General features: G+C 46.3%; 20 protein-coding genes. 13 read left to right on the top strand and 7 right to left on the bottom strand.

Translation table 11 applies throughout. The features are described 5' to 3' along the window. Positions 1-18 precede the first annotated feature (18 nt). The 8 genes from AC6I8Y_RS10380 (at position 19) to AC6I8Y_RS10345 (ending at position 7,737) form a co-directional block, all read left to right on the top strand. Positions 19-1,200 carry an iron-containing alcohol dehydrogenase gene (locus AC6I8Y_RS10380; protein WP_498021490.1) on the top strand — a complete coding sequence of 394 codons (1,182 nt, stop codon included), beginning with the start codon at positions 19-21 and terminating at the stop codon, positions 1,198-1,200. Positions 1,201-1,305: 105 nt separating this feature from the next. Further along, positions 1,306-1,710, top strand: coding sequence for a hypothetical protein (locus AC6I8Y_RS10375; protein WP_498020131.1), 405 nt, complete (start codon positions 1,306-1,308; stop codon positions 1,708-1,710). Between the two features lie 9 nt (positions 1,711-1,719). Further along, complete coding sequence (locus AC6I8Y_RS10370; RefSeq protein ID WP_498020130.1) at positions 1,720-2,142, top strand: tetratricopeptide repeat protein; 423 nt, start codon at positions 1,720-1,722, stop codon at positions 2,140-2,142. Between the two features lie 29 nt (positions 2,143-2,171). After that, positions 2,172-3,914, top strand: a complete 1,743-nt coding sequence (locus tag AC6I8Y_RS10365; RefSeq protein WP_394151480.1) for an arylsulfatase — start codon at positions 2,172-2,174, stop codon at positions 3,912-3,914. A gap of 103 nt (positions 3,915-4,017) precedes the next feature. Further along, positions 4,018-5,259 (top strand): anaerobic sulfatase maturase, encoded by a 1,242-nt coding sequence (locus AC6I8Y_RS10360; protein ID WP_498020129.1) that lies wholly within the window; start codon positions 4,018-4,020, stop codon positions 5,257-5,259. Positions 5,260-5,271: 12 nt separating this feature from the next. After that, entirely contained in the window at positions 5,272-5,739 is a 468-nt protein-coding gene (locus AC6I8Y_RS10355; RefSeq protein ID WP_394151478.1) for a hypothetical protein, read from the top strand. 75 nt (positions 5,740-5,814) lie between these two features. Continuing rightward, positions 5,815-6,216, top strand: coding sequence for a DUF4345 domain-containing protein (locus tag AC6I8Y_RS10350; RefSeq protein ID WP_042472231.1), 402 nt, complete (start codon positions 5,815-5,817; stop codon positions 6,214-6,216). Between the two features lie 18 nt (positions 6,217-6,234). Continuing rightward, entirely contained in the window at positions 6,235-7,737 is a 1,503-nt protein-coding gene (locus AC6I8Y_RS10345; RefSeq protein ID WP_234495668.1) for an arylsulfatase, read from the top strand. A gap of 59 nt (positions 7,738-7,796) precedes the next feature. Here AC6I8Y_RS10345 and AC6I8Y_RS10340 read toward each other — a convergent pair whose 3' ends face one another. Then, positions 7,797-8,372 carry a TetR/AcrR family transcriptional regulator gene (locus AC6I8Y_RS10340; protein ID WP_394151477.1) on the bottom strand — a complete coding sequence of 192 codons (576 nt, stop codon included), beginning with the start codon at positions 8,370-8,372 and terminating at the stop codon, positions 7,797-7,799. 162 nt (positions 8,373-8,534) lie between these two features. Between AC6I8Y_RS10340 and AC6I8Y_RS10335 the strand changes: the two genes are divergently transcribed. The 4 genes from AC6I8Y_RS10335 (at position 8,535) to AC6I8Y_RS10320 (ending at position 12,322) form a co-directional block, all read left to right on the top strand. Then, a complete protein-coding gene (locus tag AC6I8Y_RS10335) occupies positions 8,535-9,776 on the top strand; it encodes a CinA family nicotinamide mononucleotide deamidase-related protein (protein WP_498020128.1) in 1,242 nt (413 codons plus the stop codon). A gap of 191 nt (positions 9,777-9,967) precedes the next feature. Then, on the top strand, positions 9,968-10,207 hold the full coding sequence (locus tag AC6I8Y_RS10330; protein WP_042472241.1) for a hypothetical protein: 240 nt from the start codon (positions 9,968-9,970) through the stop codon (positions 10,205-10,207). 212 nt (positions 10,208-10,419) lie between these two features. Then, a complete protein-coding gene (locus AC6I8Y_RS10325; protein WP_498020127.1) occupies positions 10,420-11,439 on the top strand; it encodes a DUF2804 domain-containing protein in 1,020 nt (339 codons plus the stop codon). A gap of 34 nt (positions 11,440-11,473) precedes the next feature. Further along, the gene (locus AC6I8Y_RS10320) at positions 11,474-12,322 is read left to right on the top strand and encodes a sterol desaturase family protein (RefSeq protein ID WP_498020126.1); all 849 of its coding nucleotides are present in this window, start codon (positions 11,474-11,476) and stop codon (positions 12,320-12,322) included. Positions 12,323-12,386: 64 nt separating this feature from the next. Here AC6I8Y_RS10320 and yfaE read toward each other — a convergent pair whose 3' ends face one another. The 4 genes from yfaE to ubiG all read right to left on the bottom strand — a co-directional run bounded on the left by yfaE (position 12,387) and on the right by ubiG (position 17,391). Further along, entirely contained in the window at positions 12,387-12,662 is a 276-nt protein-coding gene (gene yfaE, locus AC6I8Y_RS10315) for a class I ribonucleotide reductase maintenance protein YfaE (protein ID WP_042498113.1), read from the bottom strand. Further along, positions 12,662-13,795: a class Ia ribonucleoside-diphosphate reductase subunit beta gene (gene nrdB, locus AC6I8Y_RS10310; protein ID WP_042472287.1), complete on the bottom strand. Its 1,134-nt coding sequence runs from the start codon at positions 13,793-13,795 to the stop codon at positions 12,662-12,664. Before nrdB ends, yfaE begins: the two co-directional genes overlap by 1 nt. A gap of 89 nt (positions 13,796-13,884) precedes the next feature. After that, positions 13,885-16,173, bottom strand: a complete 2,289-nt coding sequence (gene nrdA / locus AC6I8Y_RS10305) for a class 1a ribonucleoside-diphosphate reductase subunit alpha (RefSeq protein ID WP_498020125.1) — start codon at positions 16,171-16,173, stop codon at positions 13,885-13,887. A gap of 507 nt (positions 16,174-16,680) precedes the next feature. After that, positions 16,681-17,391 (bottom strand): bifunctional 2-polyprenyl-6-hydroxyphenol methylase/3-demethylubiquinol 3-O-methyltransferase UbiG, encoded by a 711-nt coding sequence (gene ubiG / locus AC6I8Y_RS10300; protein WP_394151473.1) that lies wholly within the window; start codon positions 17,389-17,391, stop codon positions 16,681-16,683. 325 nt (positions 17,392-17,716) lie between these two features. On the opposite strand from ubiG, the gene gyrA reads away from it, so the two are divergent. Beyond that, the gene (gene gyrA, locus AC6I8Y_RS10295) at positions 17,717-20,350 is read left to right on the top strand and encodes a DNA topoisomerase (ATP-hydrolyzing) subunit A (RefSeq protein ID WP_498020124.1); all 2,634 of its coding nucleotides are present in this window, start codon (positions 17,717-17,719) and stop codon (positions 20,348-20,350) included. Between the two features lie 272 nt (positions 20,351-20,622). Here the strand turns inward: gyrA and AC6I8Y_RS10290 are convergent, their stop codons facing one another. Together AC6I8Y_RS10290 and AC6I8Y_RS10285 are read right to left on the bottom strand one after the other, a co-directional pair. After that, positions 20,623-22,407: an ABC transporter ATP-binding protein gene (locus tag AC6I8Y_RS10290; RefSeq protein ID WP_498020123.1), complete on the bottom strand. Its 1,785-nt coding sequence runs from the start codon at positions 22,405-22,407 to the stop codon at positions 20,623-20,625. Further along, positions 22,401-24,164, bottom strand: a complete 1,764-nt coding sequence (locus AC6I8Y_RS10285) for an ABC transporter ATP-binding protein (RefSeq protein ID WP_394151470.1) — start codon at positions 24,162-24,164, stop codon at positions 22,401-22,403. Before AC6I8Y_RS10285 ends, AC6I8Y_RS10290 begins: the two co-directional genes overlap by 7 nt. Positions 24,165-24,223: the final 59 nt, after the last annotated feature.

Below are 24,223 nucleotides of genomic sequence, written 5' to 3'. Positions count from 1 at the left end.
TAATAGTTTGGAGATGAAATCATGAATAACAACTTTATGTTTAATATGCGTACCGTGGTCCTATCGGGTGAGGACTCAATCAGAGATATTCCGGCTCAGTTGGCAGCAAAAGGCGCACATCGCGTGTTGCTACTCAGCGATGTGGGACTTGAGAGCGTTGGTCTTGTTAACAAACTCATTGGTGTTTTCGAGGGCAACAAGCAAGTCGAACTCGTTGGTGTGTATACCGATATAAAACCTGATGCGAGTTGCGATGACATCAATACGGCCGTTCAATATGCCAACAAGGTTCAAGCGGACAGTATTGTGGCCCTCGGTGGTGGCAGCGTGATCGATGCATCGAAAGGCATCAAGTATTCGCTTGAGCACCAACTCGATGATATTCGCGACGCGATTCGTGGTGGTGGGCGTATCGATGTAGGCCCTCACGTTAAGCCATTTACTATCCCTCATATTGGTGTACCGACAACAGCGGGTACCGGCGCAGAAGCGTCGCCGATTGCAGTGTTCTTTAATGATGTCGAGCAAGTGAAAGCGAGCTTAGTGGTGTCTGGGCTTGAGTGTGATATTGCGGTACTAGACCCGACTTTGACACTTGGATTGCCGGTTTCACTTACGGTGTCTACAGCAATGGATGCATTGACTCACGCGATCGAAGCCGTTGCTTCTCCAATGAGTAACTGTTTTACCGATGCTTATGCTATTCAAGCCAGTCGTTTGATTCTAGACAACCTTCCAAAAGTGGTGTCAGACCCAAGCAACGTCAACGCGAGATCTGAACTGCTTCAAGCTAGCACCATGGCCATTTCGGCATTTTACTCCTCGTTAGGCGGTATACCGATTCACAACTGCGCGCATGCGTTTGGTGCCATTGCGCATATTCCGCATGGTGACGCAAACAGTGTATTGCTACCTGTAGTGATTGAGACTCTACCAGAGTTCTATCTGCCGAGTATCGATAAGCTTGCGGGGATTTTTGATGTATCTCAATCGCTATCGGCCGAGGAAAAACATCGCGAGGTTGTGCTGTCACTGCGTGCCTTCCAAGCCCAAGTGAAGGCTCACCAGACTTTCACTAATTGGAATCTAAGTGAAGACACGCAGTTCGAGATTGCGCAGGGCATCGAAAAAGACATGAGTTATCAGTTTTATGCCATTCCAAAGCAGAAAATCGAGCAGATCTTAGCGGCAGCATGCTAGGTCTTCCATAAATGCGGTGCCAAGGATGGCTAACTTAACTGGGTAATCAAAAAGTGCGTTCAACAACTCATTCCAACCACGCACCTAGCTCCTTGGAGATTAATTATGTTCTTTACTAAATACGTCGAAAAAATGTTGCTTATTACCGGTATCGGTACTGCCGCTGCACTCGCCTATGCGTTCTTCCCACAGTGGGCAGTGACCAATATCGGTCAGCTACCTTATCTAGAGCAAGATTTCGTTTTCTATCAGCACTGGGGAATCATGGTAGGCATGATGGGTGTCATGATGATCGGCGCCGCCTTTAAGCCGCAATGGCGTGAAAGCATCATGCTTTACTCAGCGATTGAGAAGGGCTTTATGGTGATATTGCTATTAGCTAATTTAGGTAACCCAGATATCAACGGCTTCATATTGGCAGGCGTCATGGATACCGTAGTTGTACTTTGGACTTTGGGCTATTGGTGGGAGCAAAAAAGGGCAGCAGACGTTTCTATAGCGATGCGTTAGGAGGCTGAAATGGAGAACGCTAACCGTATTTCAATACTCAGTATATTTGCATTGTTAGTAGTAGGCATGACCTTTTTTGTTCACGCAAGAGACGATACGCCTCCCATAGATTCAAGCCTTGGCGTCACATTTCAAAACGGATATCAAGGTGACGCGAAAGCCCAGTATCAAATTGGCATGCACTATCTAAATGGTGTCGATAGTGGCAGTGCGTACCTAGAGCAAAATAGTGAGCAAGCGAGGGCTTGGTTGTCCCAATCAGCTCACAATGGGTATGCGGATGCTCAGCTTCAACTCGGTTTGCTTTACGCTTCTGGTACGGGTGGTGAGCAAGATGCCTCAATGGCAGTCAGTTGGATCGGCAAGGCTGCAGATCAAAATCATCCACAAGCACTGGACTTGCTTCACTGGATGTCTCAAAGCGCTCATTAATTGAGAGCTTATATATCAAAGGTAACTCAATGAACAGTAACAAAACTCTATTGTGTACTGCCGTTGCTGCTGCGATTTCGCCAGCGGTGAACGCTTCTCAAGAACAGCCGAACATCTTACTGATTGTTGGTGATGATGTTGGTTTCGCTGATACTCAGCCGTATGGCTCTGAGGTTGATACACCGAACTTGGTTGAATTGGCAGAAGAAGGGGTCAAATTCACCAATTTTCACGCCTCGCCAACATCATCGGTAACCCGCTCTATGATGCTCACCGGCGCAAACAGCCATGAAGTGGGGCTTGGTACGTTTGACTATGCCGTCTATCCCCCTGCAATCGGTAAACCAGGTTATGAAGGTTACTTGACTCATAAAGGTGTCACCGTCGCCACATTATTGCGCGACAATGGTTATCACACTTATCTATCAGGTAAGTGGCATCTAGGACATGAGGATGGCTATCTACCTGATGATAGAGGCTTTGAAAGCAGCTACGGCATCTTGGCGGGTGGCTCAAATCACTTTAACCGCAATATGATGTTTCCTGCCAAAAATGAAGCGACGGCACTGGCGATTCAAGAGGGGAGAATGCCGGGTGTTGAACCTGAGCCTATTTATGAGAACGGGCAACGAGTGAAAGATAAGTACCCTGGGGAATACTCAGATCAAGGCTACACAGAAGAGTTGATCAGCATGATCGACAAGAATAAAGACTCTGGAAAACCCTTCTTTGCTTACCTTCCATTTACCGCGATTCACCTTCCACTTCAAGCGCCAAAAGAGTCGTTTGAAGAGAAGGTCGATTACTACGTCGAAAATGGTTGGGATGTGGTGAGAAAAGATAGATTCGAGCGTATGAAAGAGATGGGTGTGATCCCGGCAGATGCGCAGATTTCTCAACGAAACAGCCTAAGCCGACCATGGGATAAACTGACCGAAGAGGAGAAGGCGTGGTACGGCAAAAAAATGGCCGTTGCGATGGGGATGATGGAACTCCAAGACCAACAAATAGGTCAGGTCACTGACTATCTGAAGAAGATTGGTGAGTATGACAATACCTACATTATCTACCTTGCTGACAATGGCCCCGAGGCGACAGATATTACAGGAGAAAATGTGAGTGATTTGATTCGCTCTTGGACTCATCACCATTTCGACAACAGTACTGAAAACCTAGGTAATGCGAACTCTAGTGTGTCTTTAGGCCCAGAATGGGCGAGCGCTTCAACCGGCGGCCTCTCGTGGTTCAAGGCATATACTGCCGAAGGCGGCATCCGTGTACCACTGATTATCAAGCCGGCCAAAGATGTGTTGGACAGCGAAGGGACGTTGGAGTCAGGAACATCAACCAATGAACTTGCTCAAGTGAAAGATCTCGCAGCGACCATCCTTGACGTAGCTAACGTTAATCATCCTGGTACAGAATACAAAGGTAGAGAAGTTGCTCCAATGAGCGGGCAGAGCTTAATTCCGTACTTTAAGGGACAAAGCGACACCATTCATTCGGATGGCAATCCAATCCCGTTTGAACTCTTTGGTAGCGGCATCTTGCTGCAAGGTGATTACAAGATCATTCGAATCTCCGTTGGAATGGGTGGTGATAATCAATGGCATATGTACAACACGAAACTCGACCCAGCAGAGACAAACGACGTGAAGGCTCAGTATCCTGCTCTGTTCAAACAGATGCTGGCATCGTACAAGGAGTATGAAAAAGCGATGAATATCGTGCCAGTTGATGAACAATGGAACCCGTTTGAGAACGTGAAATAAAAATTTTACGTTGCCATCATACCGACCAGTAGGTCTAGAGCTTGGCAAGGACGCCATATTTTTAACAGGATGTCGATTCACTGTTTACTTGCAGGAGTGTTCTATGATTGAGCGCAACCATGTGTCGTTATCCGTACCCCAGTTTCGAGGCAAAGCGCACAGCAAATTTCAGGCGTTGGCTAAGCCGATTGGTGCTATCTGCAACATCAATTGCGACTACTGTTACTACCTTGATAAACAACAGCTGCTCGCCTATCCAAAAGGTGAAGCGTACCGAATGACGGATGAGTTACTAGAGCGATACGTTAGGCAGTACATTCAAGGACAAAATACTGAGGAGATTGTCTTCTCTTGGCATGGAGGCGAACCGACTCTTCTAGGGTTAGGCTACTTCGAGAGGATTGTTGAGCTGCAGGGAAAATACGCACCACAGGGCGTTAAGATCGTCAATGACATTCAAACCAACGGCGTTTTGGTTGATGACAAGTGGTGTCACTTTTTCAAACAACATGACTTCTTTGTGGGCTTGAGTATTGATGGTCCTGAGCAGCTTCACAACCACTACCGTAAGAATCGTGGTGGGCGAGGTACGTTTGAAAAGGTGATGCGGGCGGTTGAAAAGCTAAAGGCTCATAAGGTTAGATTTGCGACCTTAACCTGTGTGAATAACCTAAACGCGAACCATCCGCTCGAGGTGTATCGGTTTCTAAGGGATATTGTGGCGCCGTCTCAGATCCAGTTTATACCGGTTGTCGACTCCAACGAGGAGGCAAGTTGGCTTCGTTATTCAGAGGCTGCGATTATTCCCGTCCCTTCAGCTACCGCTCGATGGAGTGTTGAGCCCAAACAATGGGGAGCGTTCCTGACTAAGGTATTTGACGAGTGGATGGCACATGATTTTGGGCGCGTTCATGTTCCGTACTTTGAGAATTTCTTTGGGATGTGGATGGGTAAACCAAGCACCATGTGTACCCTTAATGACATCTGTGGAAAGGGCATTGCGGTTGAACCAAATGGTGATGTGTATGCTTGTGACCACTATGTACATCCTGACTTTAAAGTAGGCAATATCAATGATAAGTCGTTGGCTGATATTGCTTTCTCGAAACAGCAAATGGCCTTTGGTTTTGCAAAGCAAAAAGCATTGCCAAAGCAGTGTAACGAGTGCCAATATCGGTTTGCTTGCCATGGTGAGTGCCCAAAGAACAGAATAAAAAACGACCGGTACGGTAATCCAGGTCTGAACTATCTGTGTGAGGGCTGGCAACAAATATTTCATCATATCGACCCAATTATTACGCATATACTTGCGTTAAATGGGCTTGAAATCTCTGCTAACCGCTAAAGAGAAACTGTGATGGAAAGTTACCTGCTATTGGGTTTAGCCATGGCGCTATTGAGTATCTGGAAGACCTATTCCGGTCCAGCATTGGCAGCTTTTGTCGGCTTTAGCTACCCAGAAATGTTGCTGTTCAATGCGCTACCTGCACTTCTTGCGGGTTACTCTGGCTGGTTTGCAGGACGATATTCGTTTGTTCTTTACTCGCGCAAAAACTTACGCCCCTTTAGACCTAGGCTACGCCGCTTTGTCATGGCATGGAAGCGCTATGGCAATGTGACGATGGCGGTACTCGCTCCCGTTCTGGTTGGCATCCCTCTCTACACATTAATCGCTAAACGGCTGCGCCAATCCCACAGTGCTACCTTTGTCCTGCTAATCACATCCATAATTTGGTGGAGTGGTTTGAGTTATGGGTTGGTGAGTGCATTTGACCTTGGGCAGCAGCTAAATCTTCAGGGCTTACTCGACAAAGTTCGCCTTTAACCGACTGGTATGTATTTAAAAATTTGAATTTTTGGCTACAACTTCTAGTCTCTTAATTAACAGAGGAGGCGCAACATGACGCATACGCAAAAGTTCTTGTTACTAGCCGCTGCTGGACTTACGCCAATCGCACTTTCTTACGGTTTAATGCCTAATCTTTCTCTACCCTTTTTGTTCGACATTGATGCCAGTGCGACCAATGTTAGTCATATCTTCAGGGCGGTGATGGGGCTCTACTTAGCCTTGGTTATCTATTGGCTAATTGGGGCGTTTGGAAGTCAATTATTAGCCCAGTCAGCACTTCAAAGTCTGGTTGTCTTCATGCTGGGGCTTGGTATTGGGCGAGTAGTAAGCATAGTTGTTGATGGCATGCCACATTGGCTACTCGTGGTGTATTTATTGTTGGAGATCGGCTTTGGTGCAGTAGGTCTAATTCTTCTCAGAAGTAGCAAACCGGAAACACAGTACGCAGGATGAATGTATAAAGGAGGCAGGATGCATCGTCATATCATTAGGGTTCTATTGGTCACATTATTGGGGTTTAGTGCGCTAGCAAATGCAGAGGATAAGCCACCGAACATCTTTGTTATTTTTACTGATGACATTGGTATCTCAAATCTTAGCGCCTATCACCGTGGGGTGATGAGCAGTGAGACACCTAATATCGATAGTATTGCCGAAAAGGGCATGCTGCTCACCGACTACTACGCACAGCCATCTTGTACCGCAGGACGCTCGGCTTTTATTACCGGTCAGTTTCCTGTACGAACAGGTATGCACACTGTCGGTCTTCCGGGAAGCCCAGTAGGGCTTAACCCAGATACACCGACTTTACCAGAAATCCTCAAAACACTGGGCTATACGACAGGTCAGTTTGGTAAAAACCATCTTGGTGACCTAGATGCGGTATTGCCTACGATGAACGGTTTTGATGAGTATTGGGGGTGGTTGTATCACTTAAACGCAATGGAATACACCGAAGATCCGGACTGGCCTAAAGACGAGGCGTTTCAGAAGTTTGCCCCTCGAAATGTGATTCATGCGAAATCTGATGGCAAAGGTGGGCAAACCATCACGGATGACGGTCCATTAACCACAGATCGAATGCGCACTTTAGACGATGAAGTGAACAAACACGCCATCAACTTTATTGAGCGTGCCGTCAAAGAAGATAAGCCATTCTTTACTTGGTATTGCCCATCAAGGGGTCACGTATGGACGCACTTATCACCCGAGTATGAGGCCATGCTTGGACAAAACGGCTGGGGATTGCAAGAAGTGGTGATGAAAGACCTTGATGATCACGTAGGGGAAATGCTCGCCAAGCTCGAAGAGTTGGGTGTCGCAGACAATACCATAGTGATTTTCACCGCAGACAATGGCCCAGAAATCATGACTTGGCCTGATGGTGGTATGACGCCATTTCATGGTGAAAAAGGCTCAACCTGGGAGGGGGGGGTAAGAGCGCCGCTGCTTGTCAGTTGGCCAGGAAAAATCCCAGCGGGTAAAGTTCACAACGGTATGTTTGATGGTATGGATTGGTTGCCCACGCTCGTTGAGGCTGCTGGTGGACCAAGTGACCTGAAAGAGCAGATGTTGACGGGCTATGAAGGCTACAAAGCGCACTTAGATGGCTACAATCAAATGTCGATGCTTACAGAACAGGGACCTTCAAATCGTAAAGAGATCATCTACTATGAGCGTGATAGGTTGCAGGCAGTGCGAGTTGGTGACTGGAAGGCGCACTTTGTGGTGCAAAATCACGGCTGGAGTGGACCAAAAGAAGAGCTTAACGCGCCATTGCTGTTTAATCTTCGACGAGACCCTTACGAGCGAGCTGCAGAAGAATCCGGGATGTACATTAACTGGATGGGTAAAAAAATGTGGGCATTTGGCCCTGCGCAAGCTGCGGTTAAGCAGCACTTAGAGACCTTCAAAGAGTGGCCGCCACTGACGTTTGAGCCTGAAGCTGTCGATGCATCGGGAATAGGGCGTTAAATGAACAAAGGGCTGGAAACAGCCCTTTTTTACGGCAAAAGTATGAGTGTTTAATAAAACTAGTTGCTACCGACCAACTGCGCGGTTTCACGCATCGCTTGCTCTAAATGAGTTCTATCCTTTTGGACCGCACAAAGTAAGGTCGCACCTAACCATTTAGCGTAAAGGGAGCGAGAGGCTGCATACGGTTCTGAGACAGACATAACACCTAGCGTATTCCCCTCAGTGAAGTAATCTGCCATTCGATTAATGACCTTTTCAGCCCCCTTATCGAGTTCGGCTTGCATGCTTGACGATGTCCCTGCGATCTCACCGGAAAGTTTGACCACTAAGCATTTAATTTGAAACGCGTCTGTAACTTTTGATTCAGACCAGAACTCGAAGTAATTCAAAACGCGATCGGCAAACGGCACATCTTTATCGCTGAGGTATGAGATGACAGTGGCGAGGTGATCCTCGAAGTAGTCCTCGAGCAGTTGGCGTCCGAAGTCTTCTTTCGATTTGAAGTGATGGTAGAAAGAGCCTTTGGTTGCGTTTGCTTGTTGGATAATCTTCATGATTCCGATACCAGCAAAGCCATGCTCGCTGATAAGCTCAAAACCTGCATCCAGTAGTGTTTGTTTTAAATCTGCCATAGTTCACTTCCCACGAGTAGATTGACCATTATAACCATGCCCATACCGACCGTACAGTATGGTTTGGTAAAGGTTCTGCTAATCCTATGATTTGCTTAGTTGTCGCTATTGCTATTTCTTTAACTCATGTCATTCTTAAAGAAAAACAAATAAGGAGAGATCATGCCTAAAATAGCGATGCTGAGTACTGGAGAAGAGGTTCTATATGGTGACATTGTGGACACCAATGCCGCTTGGCTCAGTCGTGTCTTTTATGAGCATGGGTTTTCTATGTATAAACGCTCGACGGTTGGTGACCAGCGAGCGTCTTTGCTGCAAGAGTTGGTGATGCTGAGTCTCAACCTAGATGTCGTCATTGTGAACGGTGGTTTAGGTCCTACATCGGATGATCTGAGTGCTGAAGTAGCGGCGGAAGCCGCGGACGAGCCTTTGGTATTGAATCAAGGTTGGCTCGATAACCTAAAATCCTTCTACGCAAAACGCGGTAAAATCATGCCTGAGAGCAACATCAAGCAGGCCATGTTGCCCGCTAATGCGTCGGTAGTGGATAACCCTATTGGCACCGCTTGTGGCTTTAAGATGATGATCAATGATTGCTTGTTTTATTTTACGCCGGGCGTGCCCAGTGAGTTTAAGAAGATGACCATTGAGCAGATCATCCCCGACCTAAAAGCTCAGTTCCCGAGTCAGCAGGGCCGAGTATGTCGACGTATTTATACCTTCGGTCTGTCTGAGTCTGGTATTGCTGACACGCTATCGAACTTACAGCTTCCCGCCGATTATGAGCTTGGCTACCGCTCTTACTTACCGTTCATTGAAGTAAAGCTATTTGGCCCGTCTGACGACTTAGAAACCGGTGCTCGCGTACTTGCCATGATAGAGAAACTGCTGCATAGCAATGTCGTCAGTGTCGATGAGCCTATGTTGGAGCGTATTGGACACCTAGTTGAAGTGCATAAGCCGACCATTGCCATCTCGGAACACTCCACCAAGGGTTGTTTAGCGTCTTGGTTGCAAGACAGTGAGAAGGTCTCCCAGTGTTGCGGGGCGACGTGGATATTAGGTTCCAAAACCGCATCTCCGCTAGATCGTGATAGCGAACAGTTGGGTGCAACATTGGCACTGGCAGGAGCAACAAAAGGAAACTGCTCGGCCGATATCGCTATCTCGACGGGCAAACTAGAAAATGAGCAGTTCTCTGTTGCGATCTCCACACCAAAAGGAGAGTGGGGGCAGACGCTTAAACTGGAAAGAAGCTATAACGAAAAGAGTGTCAAAACCGTGATCAGTACGGTTGCTGGCGACATGTTGCGTCGATATCTAGACAATCAACCGATGTTTCCTGACTACGGGTTCTTAACGAGAACTCAAGATATATTCTTACCGCTTGAGAAGTTATCTTGATTCATTTGCGTCGAAATGCGATTGGTTGAATATGCTTTTTAGTTATTTATATATGAAAATTGGATCTAGTTCACAATAATCTGATCTCTAAAGGGAATTTCAAATTCTCATTTTTGAGAGTAGCTGTTTTTCTCCAATTGATTAAAATCAATGTTCACCCGAAATATAGTGGTGTGCAGGAGGGGGGAGATATGATCCAACAATCTAAAATAAGAGTGTTTTATCAAGTAGCTAATGAGCAAATTATGCTTGGTGAAGCGTTCAGTAAAAAGTGCGGTGATATAGCAGCTATGTGGTTGAAGGCTCCTATGGAAGAGATCCTGTCTGACGATGGTTTCCGAATCTCGCTTTATGACGACGGTGGTCGTCATGTAGCTGATAAGAGCGTATCTATGGGTACCGCCGATTCAATATTGTCGACAGTCGATTAAACCAAAATATTCATTCCTTTTGGGCTGACCTATGCGTCAGCCCTTTCTTTTTGTGCCACATTTTTCACGTAGCTCTTAACGGACTTCACGTAGTTCTTAACGGAAATTATTGAAACTGTGATCGCTTTGGTGCTTTTGCTCTAACCTTCGTCGAGTCCATAAAATCTGATTCATACTTGTACAATCTATAATCACGCTATGGATGCCCGAGTATGGAACTCTCGTCAATTCAGCAAATTAAAACCTTAATCGATGAGACTGGGCGTCCGTTGCAGGGATATCTCACGTCTATACCAGAGCAGCTGGACGTAGAGAGTTTTCGCTATTTCTCGACCATGGACAAACAGCGCAGTTCGGTTGCCAAGTACTTCCACTACAAACAGTTCCAGTTCATTAGCGTGTTTACGCCAGATTATGTCATTGGTTTTGCGATCGCCGATATACGTTATGTAGGCAATAGCTTTTGCTACCTCTACGACATCAAGCGAAATGAGCTGCTAGAACAAAGCTGGCTTCGACCATTAGGGCTTGGCTATTTCATGACGCCGTCGCCTTGGCAAGGGAAAGCCGTGTTCAACGGCGGCGCACTGACGTTACAAATCGAAGAAGGTGTCTGGAGTGCTGCGGTTAAATCTAAGCACTTCTCTATGGATATTACACTGACGCCGCCGAGCCATGACAGTGCCCCTATTATGGTGAGCTCGCCTACTGGCTATTCGGGCTGGACCTATACTCAAAAGCATAATGCGCTCAATGTCTCTGGCAGTTTGAACGTTGCTGGTAAATCGGTTTCGCTCAGCAACGCGCGGGCAGGCTATGACTTTTCTGCGGGATTTATGCGCCGTGAGACAAGCTGGCGCTGGGCGAGCATCAGCGCAGATTCTAAAGGAACCCGAATAGGGTTAAATCTCGCGGCTGGCGTTAATGAAACTGGGGTGAGCGAGAATGCCTTATGGGTAGATGGGCAAAGAGTGCTTCTTCCGGCCGTGCTGTTTGAGTTTGATCGACACGATCCCGACTCTGCTTGGAGAATTTACGACTCTAACGGGCTGATTGATCTTCGATTTACTCCTAAAAATGTGCGCAAGGAGCGACTCAACCTTTGGCTACTTAAAAGTAACTTTCGCCAATTTGTGGGCACGTTTTCTGGGACGATTTCACTATCGAATGGACGTAGCTATACGCTGGAGAATGTACTGGGTCTGACGGAAGATCATTACGCCAAATGGTAAGCGATGACTAGGTAAAATAGGAACAAGGACAAGTATGGAAACCCTCGCGGATAAACCTGAATTACTACTGATTGCTTTAGCCCCTATTTTTCTGCTCATGATGGGGCTGGAATATTGGTTTGGGCAAAGAAGCAATAAACTACCTGCATCTGCGCGATACTCTTTCCAGGAGTTAGCCTGTAACTTTTCTCTTGCGGGATTGCATCAACTGTCTGATTTAGTGGCAGGTTTATTCATCGCTAAGCTTTATCTACTCGTGTTTGGATGGAAGCTATTTAACATTGAAATGTCGCTTCCGATGTTCCTGCTCCTCCTGCTGCTGCAAGATTTCTTTTATTATTGGTTCCATCGCGCCAGTCATAGAGTGCGTTGGATGTGGGCGGCACACGTTGTTCACCATAGCTCGGAGAACATGAATTTCAGCACTGCATTTCGCCAAAGCCTGATGTATCCGCTGGCTGGCATGTGGTTATTTTGGATGCCACTCGTCATTATTGGTTTTGAGCCCAAATGGGTGGTGTTTGTGGTGTTACTCAACCTGGGGCTTCAATTTTTTGTGCATACTCAGTGGATTCGAAAACTCGGCCCTTTGGAATGGGTGTTTAACACCCCCTCTCATCATCGTGTGCATCACGGGGTCAATGCCCAGTATATTGATAAGAATTACGCTGGAGTGCTTATCGTATGGGATAGGCTGTTTGGAACTTTTGAGCCTGAGGTGGAGACAGTGCGGTATGGTATCAGTAAGCCGGTTAATAGCTTTAATCCACTGATTGTGACCTTTGCTGAATGGCGAGAACTTGTTGGAGCGATGAAAAAAGAAACCAATTGCTATGAGCGGGCGAAAGTCGCTTTGAGACCACCTTCAGATGATAAGCTCTGAGGATAAAAAACGGCTCATAAGAGCCGTTTTTTTAGTTAGGAAAGAGTACTCTTTGAACAAAGAGCTACGCTCGCTTCTTTATTTGATGCGCAATATTATCGAGCTCAATATCGGTTTTCGCTCGACAAATACACGGCAAAATCTCATTTGCTTGTGTGTAGGCCATCGCAAACCCCACGTACTCCACTTCGCCTGAAACCAGTGTGCAGCGACAGGCACCGCAGTGACCATCTCGGCAGTTATATTCTGGCTCTAACCCAGCTTGCTCCATCGTCTCAAGGACGGTGTTAGAAGGGTTAGACTCGATCGTGGTGATAGAGTTTATCTTGATGGTTGGCATTAAAGTTCGAAGCCCTCAAAGTCGTCTGCGCTTACTTCGTTGTCGATCTGACCTACAAGGTAAGAACTGATTTCCGCTTCCTGTGGTGCAACCTGTACGTTATCTGAAGACAACCAAGCGTTGATCCAAGGAATTGGGTTCGATGTTGCTTCTGGGTAAGCCGCATCAAGACCAACCGCCTGCATACGAACGTTAGTGATGTACTCAACGTATTGGCACAGGATGTCTTTGTTTAGACCAATCATAGAGCCGTCTTTGAATAGGTATTCTGCCCACTCTTTTTCTTGCTCTGCCGCTTCTTTGAATAGGTCGAAACAGTCTTGCTTACATTCTTCAGCGATTTGCATGAATGAGAAATCGTCTTGACCGTTACGAAGCAGGTTAATCATGTGCTGAGTACCGGTTAGGTGTAGCGCTTCATCACGAGCAATCAGCTTGATGATTTTCGCGTTACCTTCCATCAACTCACGCTCTGCGAACGCAAACGAACAAGCGAAACTCACGTAGAAACGAATCGCTTCTAGTGCGTTTACGGACATTAGACATAGGTACAGCTTTTTCTTTAGGTCGTACAAGTTAACTTTAACTTCTTCGCCTTTGATGTTGTGCGTACCTTCGCCGAAGCGGTGGTAGTCGTTGGTCGCTTGAATCAGGTCATCGTAGTAGTGTGCAATGTCTTTCGCACGCTTAAGGATGTGCTCGTTTTCAACGATATCGTCAAAAACCACACCCGGATCGTTCACGATGTTACGGATGATGTGCGTGTATGAACGAGAGTGGATAGTCTCAGAGAATGACCATGTCTCGATCCATGTTTCTAGCTCAGGCAGTGACACAAGCGGTAGCAGGGCGACGTTCGGGCTACGACCTTGAATCGAGTCTAGAAGCGTTTGGTACTTCAGGTTACTGATGAAGATGTGCTTTTCATGCTCTGGAAGCTTGTTGTAGTCGATGCGGTCGCTTGACACGTCCACTTCTTCTGGACGCCAGAAGAACGAAAGCTGCTTTTCGATCAGCTTTTCAAAAATCTCAAATTTTTGTTGGTCGTAACGCGCAACGTTGACTGGTTGACCCAGGAACATTGGTTCTTTAAGCGCGTTATTCTTAGTTTGGGTAAAAGTACTGTAAGCCATGATGCTGCAATCCTTTTTAAGCCCTTCCTTCACAAGGAAGGGCAGAGAAATCTAATCTTAAATGCTGTATTGATAGTGTGCTTAGCACATTAGATCTTACAGCCACCGCCTGCACAATCGTCGTCTTGCTCTACAACTACTGCTTTGTCGTTCTGATCGTCTTTCGCGCCGTCACGAGTATTATGGTAGTAAAGTGTTTTCACACCAAATTTATACGCAGTTAGCAGGTCTTGAAGCAGTTTCTTCATTGGCACTTTGCCACTATCGTAGACGCTAGGGTCGTAGTTAGTATTCGCAGAGATAGCTTGGTCAACAAACTTCTGCATGATACCAACAAGGTGCAAGTAGCCATCGTTACTGCCGATGTTCCACAGTAGCTCGTAGTTCTCTTTTAGGTTGGCAAAGTCTGGCACAACCTGCTTCAGGATACCGTCTTTCGACGCTTTCACTGATACGTAACCACGTGGTGGCTCAATGCCGTTCGTTGCGTTAGAGATCTGTGAAGAAGTCTCAGAAGGCATTAGCGCAGTCAGTGTCGAGTTACGTAGACCGAATTCCATGATTTCTGCACGTAGCTCATCCCAATCGTAGTGAAGTGCTTCATCACAAACTAGGTCAATATCTTTCTTGTACGTGTCGATTGGCATCAAGCCTTTCGCGTAGTTTGTCTCGTGGAACGATGGGCAGCGACCTTGCTCTTTTGCAAGCTCTACAGATGCCTTCAGTAGATAGTACTGAATCGCTTCGAACGTGCGGTGAGTTAGGTTGTTTGCAGAACCATCTGAGTACTTAACACCATTTTTCGCTAGGTAGTAAGCGTAGTTAATCACGCCTACACCTAGAGTACGGCGGTTCATAGTAGAACGGTATGCCGCTGGTAGTGGGTAGTCTTGGTAATCAAGCAGCGCATCAAGGGCACGAACCACTAGGTCAGACAGATCTTTAAGGTCATCAAGCTCGTTAATGGCACCCAGGTTGAATGCAGACAGCGTACACAGTGCAATCTCACCAGACTCATCTTCAACATTCGCTAGTGGCTTAGTTGGAAGCGCGATTTCTAGACATAGGTTAGATTGACGAACTGGCGCAACCTTCGAGTCAAACGGACTGTGAGTGTTACAGTGGTCGACGTTCTGGATGTAGATACGACCTGTAGACGCACGCTCCTGCATCAGTAGTGAGAATAGCTCAACTGCTTTGACCGTCTCTTTCTTGATTGACGGATCGTTCTCGTACTTAACGTATAGACGCTCGAATTCGTCTTGGTCTTCGAAGAATGCATCGTAAAGACCAGGAACATCCGATGGTGAGAACAGCGTAATGTTGCCGCCTTGAACAAGACGTGCGTACATCAGTTTGTTTAGCTGAACACCATAGTCCATGTGACGTACACGGTTCTCTTCAACACCACGGTTGTTCTTAAGAACCATCAGTGACTGAACTTCGCCGTGCCACATCGGGTAGAACACAGTCGCTGCACCGCCACGTACACCACCTTGAGAACAGCATTTAACCGCTGTTTGGAAGTATTTGTAGAATGGGATACAGCCAGTGTGGAACGCTTCGCCGCCACGGATCTCAGAACCCAAGGCACGAATACGACCAGCATTGATACCGATACCTGCACGTTGAGAAACGTAGCGCACGATTGAGCTTGCTGTCGCGTTAATAGAATCTAGGCTGTCACCACACTCAATCAGAACACAAGAGCTGAACTGACGAGTAGGAGTACGTACACCAGACATGATTGGTGTAGGTAGAGAAATCTTAAATGTCGATGTCGCATCGTAGAAACGCTTGATGTAGTCAAGACGCGTCTCTTTTGGATACTTGGCAAATAGACAAGCTGCAACAAGGATGTATAGGAACTGTGCACTTTCGTAGATTTGACCGCTTACACGGTTCTGTACGAAGTACTTACCTTCCAGCTGTTTAACCGCAGCGTAAGAGAAGTCGTGATCACGAGTGTGGTCGATGTAGTCGTCCAACTCGTCTAGCTCAGCTTTTGTGTAGTCTTCAAGCAGGTGCGCGTCATACTTACCCATTTCAACCATTTTAGAGACATGGTCGAACAGCGCTGGTGGCTCATACTGACCGTACGCTTTTTTGCGCAGGTGGAAGATAGCCAAGCGAGCTGCTAGGTATTGGTAGTCTGGTGCGTCTTCAGAGATAAGGTCTGCTGCAGACTTGATGATAGTTTCATGGATGTCTGACGTTGTAATGCCATCATAAAACTGGATGTGAGCCTTAAGTTCCACCTGCGACACAGAAACGTTGTCTAGGCCTTCAGCAGCCCATGCGATAACGCGGTGGATTTTTTCGAGATCGATACTTTCTTTGCGGCCATTACGTTTAGTAACGGAAAGTTGCTGGTTCATTCTGAGGTGTTCCCTAACAAAACAATATGAAACCTCGCTTTTATGAAATTTTGTTGAGTCTTAGCGAAGGCTTCGTGATCAATGTCACCCTATAAAAATTGGCTTCCAACACAAGATATAGGGGTCATTTGGTTTACGGGTTACAAGATAGTGCTATAGGGCGAGATTTTCAAGTTCGGCGATTTGAGGAAACTGTGGATAACTAGGGGAAAGAAAAAAATCAGTTAGTGGATACTTACCATTGAAGTTAGACCCGACTTAGTTGTGAAAATTACGTGCTAGCAGATCGGTTTTCTTTTAAACAAAGAGAAAAAAAATTCCTTGATCTTTGGCAAGTTTTGGCAGTTATTGATGAGGTGATTAAAAGTGCGATATCAGCACACAAAACCGACGAAAGTGTCTTGTTTTTGTAAACAAATTGTGTGTGACAGTTAACGTGAGTTGTAGCACCAAATTGGCATGTTTGCGTGGCAAACCAGATTGGTGCTATCACTATATCTTGTGTTTCTACAGTGCTTTTTCTGTAAACACGATGTAGTTAACGTCTACGCGTTTGCCAAGCTTGTAGGTGTCGGTCAGTGGATTGTAGGAAAGACCTGTAATGCCTCTCTCAATCAAATCCGTCGCATCAATCATCTTAATAAGCTCAGATGGCTTGATAAACTTGTCGTGGGTGTGTGTCCCTTCAGGCACAATCTTAAGCAGTTTTTCTGCACCAACAATCGCGAACAGGTATGACTGAAGATTGCGGTTCAGGGTAGAGAAGAAGACTTGGCCTCCCGGTTTAACGAGTTTGGCACAAGATGCGATGACCGATGCGGGGTCCGGAACGTGTTCTAGCATCTCCATACAGGTCACGACATCGTATTTACCTGCATTTTCTGTCGCGTGCTCTTCGACCGTGCTTTGAACGTAATCGAGTTTGGTGCCAGTCTCTAGTGCATGCAGGCGTGCCACTTCCAATGGCTCTTTACCCATATCGAGACCCGTCACGTTAGCGCCTTGCTTCGCCATGCTTTCGGCTAAAATACCGCCGCCACAGCCTACATCAAGAACCGTTTTGCCAAACAAACCGTTCGCATTATCTAATACATAGTTAAGACGAAGTGGGTTGATTTGATGTAGGGGTTTGAACTCGCCCTCGAGATCCCACCAACGACTTGCCATCTCTTCAAATTTTTTGATTTCGTCTAAATCGACGTTCTGTTGCTTATCCATATTTGCCAATTCTTTGTTCCGACTTGTCTTCGTTCGACATTGGGCAGGAGTATACCGCAATTTAGAACGCGAAAACGCCTTCAGTGATCATTAATGGTGCATTTGTAACTTTTATCCTAGTTTCGTTCAATTGGTTGGGTGTTTTTTCGCCGCTTTTCAGAGTCATAGATTCAAAATGTGCAAATTGTGGACGTTTGAATCACAACCAAGGTCACAACATCATAAAAGGGCAGGGAAAGTGATGCCGAACCCACTATTCTTGTGTTATATTTTGTCACCTTATACGTATCAATATACGATCAAAATATAGAGGGATATTGGCTCTATGAGCGATCTAGCTAAAGAGATCACGCCCGTAAACATTGAAGATGAGCTGAGAGGCTCATATCTCGACTACGCGATGTCAGTCATCGTGGGTCGTGCTCTTCCAGATGTGCGTGATGGCCTAAAACCAGTACACCGCCGCGTTCTGTTCGCGATGAATGTACTAGGTAATGATTGGAATAAACCATATAAAAAGTCTGCCCGTGTTGTCGGCGACGTAATCGGTAAATATCACCCACACGGTGATAGTGCTGTATACGACACTATCGTTCGTATGGCTCAACCGTTCTCGCTTCGCTACATGTTGGTAGATGGTCAAGGTAACTTCGGTTCCATTGATGGCGATTCAGCGGCGGCAATGCGTTATACCGAAGTCCGCATGGCTAAAATCGCTCATGAGCTGTTAGCAGACCTAGACAAAGAAACCGTTGACTATGTTCCTAACTATGACGGAACAGAGCAAATTCCAGCGGTTCTGCCGACTAAGATTCCAAACCTACTAGTAAACGGTGCTTCTGGTATCGCGGTAGGTATGGCGACCAACATTCCACCGCATAACTTAAATGAAGTTATCGATGGCTGTTTGGCATACATCAAGAACGAAGACATCACGATTGATGAGCTCATGGATTACATCCCGGGCCCAGATTTCCCGACAGCGGCACTGATCAGTGGTCGTAAAGGCATCATCGATGCTTACAAGACGGGTCGTGGTAAAGTCTACATGCGTTCTAAAGCCGAGATCGAAGAAGACAAGAATGGCAAAGAAACCATCATTGTTACCGAGATCCCTTATCAGGTGAACAAAGCTCGCCTAATCGAAAAGATTGCAGAGCTTGTTAAAGATAAGAAAGTAGAAGGCATTAGCGCACTACGTGATGAGTCTGATAAAGACGGTATGCGCATTGTTATCGAATGTAAGCGTGACGCAGTCGGTGAAGTGGTTCTAAACAACCTGTACTCACAGACTCAGCTACAAACCACATTCGGTATCAACATGGTTGCCCTAAACAATGGTCAGCCACAGCTGTTCAACCTTAAGGACATGCTGAAGTGCTTCGTTGATCACCGCCGTGAGGTCGTGACTCGTCGTACTATCTTCGAACTTCGTAAAGCAAGAGACCGTGCTCATATCCTTGAAGCGCTATCTCTGGCACTGGCGAACATCGATGAAGTTATCGAACTTATTAAAAACGCACCAACACCTGCTGAAGCCAAGGTTGGTCTAGTTTCTCGTGGTTGGGAACTAGGTAGCGTTGCATCAATGCTAGAGCGTGCGGGTACTGACGCTGCTCGTCCAGATTGGCTTGAAGACCAATATGGCATCCGTGACGGTCTGTACTACCTAACTGAGCAACAAGCTCAAGCGATTCTAGAACTTCGCCTACACCGTCTAACCGGTCTAGAGCATGAGAAGATCCTAGATGAGTACAAAGCACTTCTAGAAGAGATCGCAGAATTAATGCACATCCTTGCAAGCACAGAGCGCTTGATGGAAGTGATCACCGAAGAGCTAGAAGAAGTTCAAGCGACTTACGGTGACGAGCGTCGCAGTGAAATTACTGCTGCCGTTCATGACATTGATATGGAAGAGCTGATCGCTCGTGAAGACGTAGTAGTCACTCTGTCTCACGAAGGTTACGTGAAGTATCAATACCTAAGCGATTACGAAGCTCAGCGTCGTGGTGGTAAAGGTAAGAGTGCGACTAAGATGAAGGATGAGGATTACATCGAGCGTCTGCTTGTTGCTAACACTCACGACAACATCTTGTGCTTCTCTACTCGCGGTAAGACTTACCGTCTGAAAGTATATCAATTGCCACAAGCGAGCCGTACAGCTCGTGGTAAGCCTATCGTTAACATTCTTCCACTAGAAGAAGGTGAGCGTATCACGGCTATCTTGCCAGTGTCTGAGTTCAGCGCTGACAAGTTCATCTTCATGGCAACTGGCGACGGTACTGTGAAGAAGACATCTCTAGACCAGTTCTCTAACGTACGTGCGAACGGCCTAATCGCTGTGAACCTGCGTGACGATGACTCGCTAATTGGTGTGGATATCACTAACGGCGACAGCGACGTGATGCTGTTCTCGAAGCAGGGTAAAGTGGTTCGCTTTAGCGAAGACAAAGTCCGTGCAATGGGTCGTACTGCGGCAGGTGTTCGCGGTATGAAGCTCGTTGAAGATGACCAAGTTGTGTCTCTGATTGTTCCTTCAAACGAAGGCGACATTCTAACCGTGACGCAAAACGGCTACGGTAAGCGTACTGAGCTTGAAGAGTACCCAACTAAGGGTCGTGCAACACAAGGTGTGGTTTCAATCAAAGTCTCTGAGCGAAACGGCCCTGTAGTTGGCGCTGTCCAAGTTGAAGAAGGCGACGAAATGATGATGATCACCGATGCAGGTACGCTAGTACGTACTCGCGTTGCAGAGGTGAGCCAAGTCGGTCGTAACACTCAAGGTGTCACGCTAATCCGTACCGCTTCTGATGAGTCTGTAGTGGGTCTACAACGCATCGATGAAGTGGAAGAGCTAGCGGAAGTTGAAGGTGAAGAGGGCGCAGAAGGCACAGTCGCTGATGCTACTGCAACTGATACTCCTGAAGCACCTGCAGCGGATGACGCTTCTGAAGAGTAATCTGATACTCGAATAATAGAAAACCTGCCTGATGGCAGGTTTTTTTTGCTTCAAGAAAGGTGCCAGATTATTAGTTTGATTTTAAACCCTCATACTCCGTCATCTCCTTGAAAAAGGGGATCTTATTTAGCGCGTGGTGTGCTAAAAAACATCATTCTACTTACAGTAATTGATTACCATCACTCACTCACTCGCTTCAGAAGATCCTCGATGTCTCGAGGATGACGACAATTTTTGGTTTGTTTGTGGAGCGATAAAATGAAAGATGGGCTCTAGCTCGCTGCTTTTTGCTCTCCTTTCGTCTGTTCAATCGAATCATTCAAAAGTCCCGCGTACAAGCCATTCTGTGCTACCAACTCACGATGGTTACCCCTTTCGACGACTTCCCCTTTATCGAGCACCAAAATAAGGTCGGAGTGTCGGACGGTACTTAATCTGTGCGCGATAGCAATGACGGTTTTCTCTTGGTAAAGTCGGCTCATCGCCTTTTGGATTAGGTCTTCGGTGATTGAGTCAACGGAGCTGGTGGCTTCATCGAGCATCATAATCTGCCCGCCTTGTGCGATGGCACGAGCAAATGAGATAAGCTGAGTTTGCCCAACAGACAGATTGGCGCCATTTTTGTCGAGCTGAAAGTCATAATCTCTTGGAAGCTGTTCTATAAAACGGTCTGCGTAAACATAACGCGCAGCTTCGACGACTTCTTTTCGGCCTACACCTTCTTTGCCTAGCGCGATGTTAAAGTGAATGCTCTGCTCAAAGAGATGAACATCTTGCATCATCATTGAGAAAAGGTGCGCGCAGTCATCGGCTGCAATTTGTGAAAGCTCGATACCGTTAAGCAAAATGCTGCCTTCATAGTATCGGTATGTCTTGGTGATCAGTCGCATAATCGTCGACTTACCAGAGCCAGTGGAGCCAACTAGCGCGACTTGATGACCTTTGTTAAGGGTGAATGACACATCTTTTATCACGTAAGGTGCGTCTTTCTTGTAGCGAAAGCTCACGTTACGAAACTCTAAACTTTTAAACACCCTAAGCTCTGGCTCAACTTGTTGTTTAGCGAGTAACTGATGACCTTCCTCTTCCAGAGGTTCAACAAATAGCTCTTCAATGTGGTCGAACGCAGCGAATGAGCTCTGAATCGACGCAATCTGTGAAGTAAAGTCACGTATCGGCACGAATACTTTTTCAAGCGTATTGATGAAGGCAATAAGCACACCGAGCGTCAAAGAGGCTTCCAGCACCTGACCAGAACCAAACCAGATCATCAGCGCGATGGTGATAGAGGTGACGCCGGAGATAAAGGCAAACAGAATAGCGTCGTATTTATTGACCTTCATTTGAGCCGCCAAAAACTCATCCGTGTAGCTTTTGTATCTCGCTTCTACTTCCCCTTCCGCGCGATAGAACTGCACGGTTTTTACGCCTAGTAGCACTTCTTGTAAGTAACCAATGCCTCTCGCGAGTGCCGAGCGTGTAATCTGATGCATTTGGCGAAGTTTATTACGGACAAAGACAGTCAAGTAAATGACTGGCGGCATGACCACAAGTACTACCATGGTTAACTTCCAATCGATGAACAGCATCATGATGAGCAGAGCGATGGTGTTTAACGAGTCCCGTACTAGCCCAACAACGGATTGCACAAACGAATCACCGATGGTTTCGAGATCGCTTGTTAAACGTGACAAGGTAATACCGATAGGCGTGTTATCGAAATAACTGCGAGGCAACTTAAGCACACGAGACACCAATACCGAGCGCATATCCGTGATGGTGTGCTGCCCAGTTTTTCTTAGGTTATAAGCATAAGTTGTATCGACGATATAACTGATGATAAGGACGATAACCAAATAGAAGACATGTTGCAGTAACCCATCCATGTTACCTTGCGATAGGTAGACATCGATGACTTGGATGATTAACCAAGGAAACAGTAAGCTGGTAGCAATGGAAAGAGGCAGCATAGCGATGCCTATTATTGCAGTTTGCTTGTACTTTTTCGCAAATTGGAAGAAGTGCTTGAGGTATTTTACATCCATACCTTTTAACATGAGCCCACCTCCGCTTCAGTTTGTTGCAGTTGCCAGGTCTCTTTGTAGTATGGCGATGTTTCTAACAGTGTTTGATGATCACCCTTGGCAATGACTTTGCCTTCATTGAGCACGATAATTTCGTCCATATATTCGAGCGCATTGACTCTATGAGAAACAACCAGTACTGACTGATTCTTTAGTCTTTCAAATAGTCCTTCGAGAATCTTGCGTTCGGTATCGTAATCGACGGCGGATAGCACGTTATCCATAATGATCAAATCGCAAGGTTCCAATAGAGCTCTGGCGATGCTCAAACGCTGTTTCTGACCTCCAGAAAGCATGACGCCTTTCTCACCAACGACCGTTTGGTCACCTTGTTCAAAGCGGTCAATGTCAGTGGCGAGCTGGCTGAGCGCCAAAACGGTTTTGACATCCTTCTCATCAATATCTGAATTGGCACTACCAAATCGAACGTTTTCCTCGATAGTGGCAGAAAACAGATAGGGGTCTTGAGTGATGGTTTTGACATAACGCCTTAAGTCACCTCGAGAAAATGCCGTTATATCTTCATTACCAAGAAAAACACTATCACTGGGGACGTCGAGGTGGTGATTTAGGCAGTTAACTAGCGTAGTTTTGCCTGCGCCAATGCTGCCCAATATGCCAACCTTTTTGCCAGGTAGAATATCAAAGCTGATGTTATCCAAAGTAAGCTTTTCGTCACCCGGGTAGCGATAACTTAGATTTCGAACGGATAAAGTCTGCCCTTTAAGTGATTCGATTTTTGAAGAGGGTAATGTTTGAGTGTCAATCTCCGGGATGTCTGCATTGAGGATGGTTTGCACACTTGTGATACCAACCATACCGCGTTGATAAATGGTTGCGATTCTGCCAAGCGCCATTAACGGCATCGACAGCAGCACTGAGTAGGTCAAAAAGGCCGTGATCTCACCCAAGGTTAGCTCTTGCTGCATCAGCATGTATCCGCCAAGGCCAAGTATGAGGATCTTCATGACGTTATTAGCGTAATCGAGTACCGGCATGTAGAATACCTGAATCCGTGTGAGCTTCATCTGACAGTTAAGTAGCTTTTTGTTGAGCTGGTCAGTTTCCGCTTGCACCCATGCGGACATTTGCTGGCTTTTGATCAAATCGATCGCTGATAGGTAGCTCATCAACTGGGCTGAATATTTTTGTAGACGACGCATATGTTCCATATGCAGATCTTTCATCCGCGTAAAACCAATGCGAAAAATCACGAAGGCAATCGCGATAGGAATGACGGAATAAAGGGTTAGCTCGGGCGAAATACGCCACATCCAAAGCGGTGTCATCGACAGTGCAAGCATAGTGTTGAAGAGCTGTAAAAAACCCACCCCAAACATGAGTCGAATACCCATCAAATCATTGTTTACTATGGAGATAAGACGACCGGAAGCGAACTTGCTATGAAATTGATTGGGTAAGCGATTGAGTCTATTCAGAAGAATGTTTTTTAGTTCTGCCTCGGTAATACGCCCAGGATTCAGTCCATAAATACGCGACAGGATGCGCGTGATGATCATAGCAATCGCCATTACGACGACAATTGAAACGTAGTACTGTAACTGGCTATGGCTCTCAGCGCTGATGTCATCGAGAAGGTCGATAGCCAATTGTATGTAGCGTGGGATCTCAACCTGAAGCCAGTTGACGAGAAAAATGAAGACAATCGCGAGTAAGTAAGAGGTGCGATTCATACGCAAAAAATGCGCGACAAACTGGGTTTTGGTCATTAGACACTTTCTTATTGGGTGAAACAGTAGTTCAAGGAAACCGTTTAATAAGTCGGTTT

The sequence above is a fragment of the Vibrio sp. KUL78 genome, assembly GCF_059725505.1.
The sequence above is the reverse complement of the archived record's forward strand: the minus strand, read 5'-3'. Positions and strand labels throughout refer to the sequence as shown.

Excerpts from the sequence above, each read along its gene's own strand:
- AC6I8Y_RS10375 (WP_498020131.1), top strand. The coding sequence starts at position 1,306 with ATGTTCTTTACTAAATACGTCGAAAAAATGTTGCTTATTACCGGTATC.
- AC6I8Y_RS10370 (WP_498020130.1), top strand. The coding sequence starts at position 1,720 with ATGGAGAACGCTAACCGTATTTCAATACTCAGTATATTTGCATTGTTA.
- AC6I8Y_RS10365 (WP_394151480.1), top strand. The coding sequence starts at position 2,172 with ATGAACAGTAACAAAACTCTATTGTGTACTGCCGTTGCTGCTGCGATT.
- AC6I8Y_RS10360 (WP_498020129.1), top strand. The coding sequence starts at position 4,018 with ATGATTGAGCGCAACCATGTGTCGTTATCCGTACCCCAGTTTCGAGGC.
- AC6I8Y_RS10355 (WP_394151478.1), top strand. The coding sequence starts at position 5,272 with ATGGAAAGTTACCTGCTATTGGGTTTAGCCATGGCGCTATTGAGTATC.
- AC6I8Y_RS10350 (WP_042472231.1), top strand. The coding sequence starts at position 5,815 with ATGACGCATACGCAAAAGTTCTTGTTACTAGCCGCTGCTGGACTTACG.
- AC6I8Y_RS10345 (WP_234495668.1), top strand. The coding sequence starts at position 6,235 with ATGCATCGTCATATCATTAGGGTTCTATTGGTCACATTATTGGGGTTT.
- AC6I8Y_RS10340 (WP_394151477.1), bottom strand. The coding sequence starts at position 8,372 with ATGGCAGATTTAAAACAAACACTACTGGATGCAGGTTTTGAGCTTATC.
- AC6I8Y_RS10335 (WP_498020128.1), top strand. The coding sequence starts at position 8,535 with ATGCCTAAAATAGCGATGCTGAGTACTGGAGAAGAGGTTCTATATGGT.
- AC6I8Y_RS10330 (WP_042472241.1), top strand. The coding sequence starts at position 9,968 with ATGATCCAACAATCTAAAATAAGAGTGTTTTATCAAGTAGCTAATGAG.
- AC6I8Y_RS10325 (WP_498020127.1), top strand. The coding sequence starts at position 10,420 with ATGGAACTCTCGTCAATTCAGCAAATTAAAACCTTAATCGATGAGACT.
- AC6I8Y_RS10320 (WP_498020126.1), top strand. The coding sequence starts at position 11,474 with ATGGAAACCCTCGCGGATAAACCTGAATTACTACTGATTGCTTTAGCC.
- yfaE (WP_042498113.1), bottom strand. The coding sequence starts at position 12,662 with ATGCCAACCATCAAGATAAACTCTATCACCACGATCGAGTCTAACCCT.
- nrdB (WP_042472287.1), bottom strand. The coding sequence starts at position 13,795 with ATGGCTTACAGTACTTTTACCCAAACTAAGAATAACGCGCTTAAAGAA.
- nrdA (WP_498020125.1), bottom strand. The coding sequence starts at position 16,173 with ATGAACCAGCAACTTTCCGTTACTAAACGTAATGGCCGCAAAGAAAGT.
- ubiG (WP_394151473.1), bottom strand. The coding sequence starts at position 17,391 with ATGGATAAGCAACAGAACGTCGATTTAGACGAAATCAAAAAATTTGAA.
- gyrA (WP_498020124.1), top strand. The coding sequence starts at position 17,717 with ATGAGCGATCTAGCTAAAGAGATCACGCCCGTAAACATTGAAGATGAG.
- AC6I8Y_RS10290 (WP_498020123.1), bottom strand. The coding sequence starts at position 22,407 with ATGTTAAAAGGTATGGATGTAAAATACCTCAAGCACTTCTTCCAATTT.
- AC6I8Y_RS10285 (WP_394151470.1), bottom strand. The coding sequence starts at position 24,164 with ATGACCAAAACCCAGTTTGTCGCGCATTTTTTGCGTATGAATCGCACC.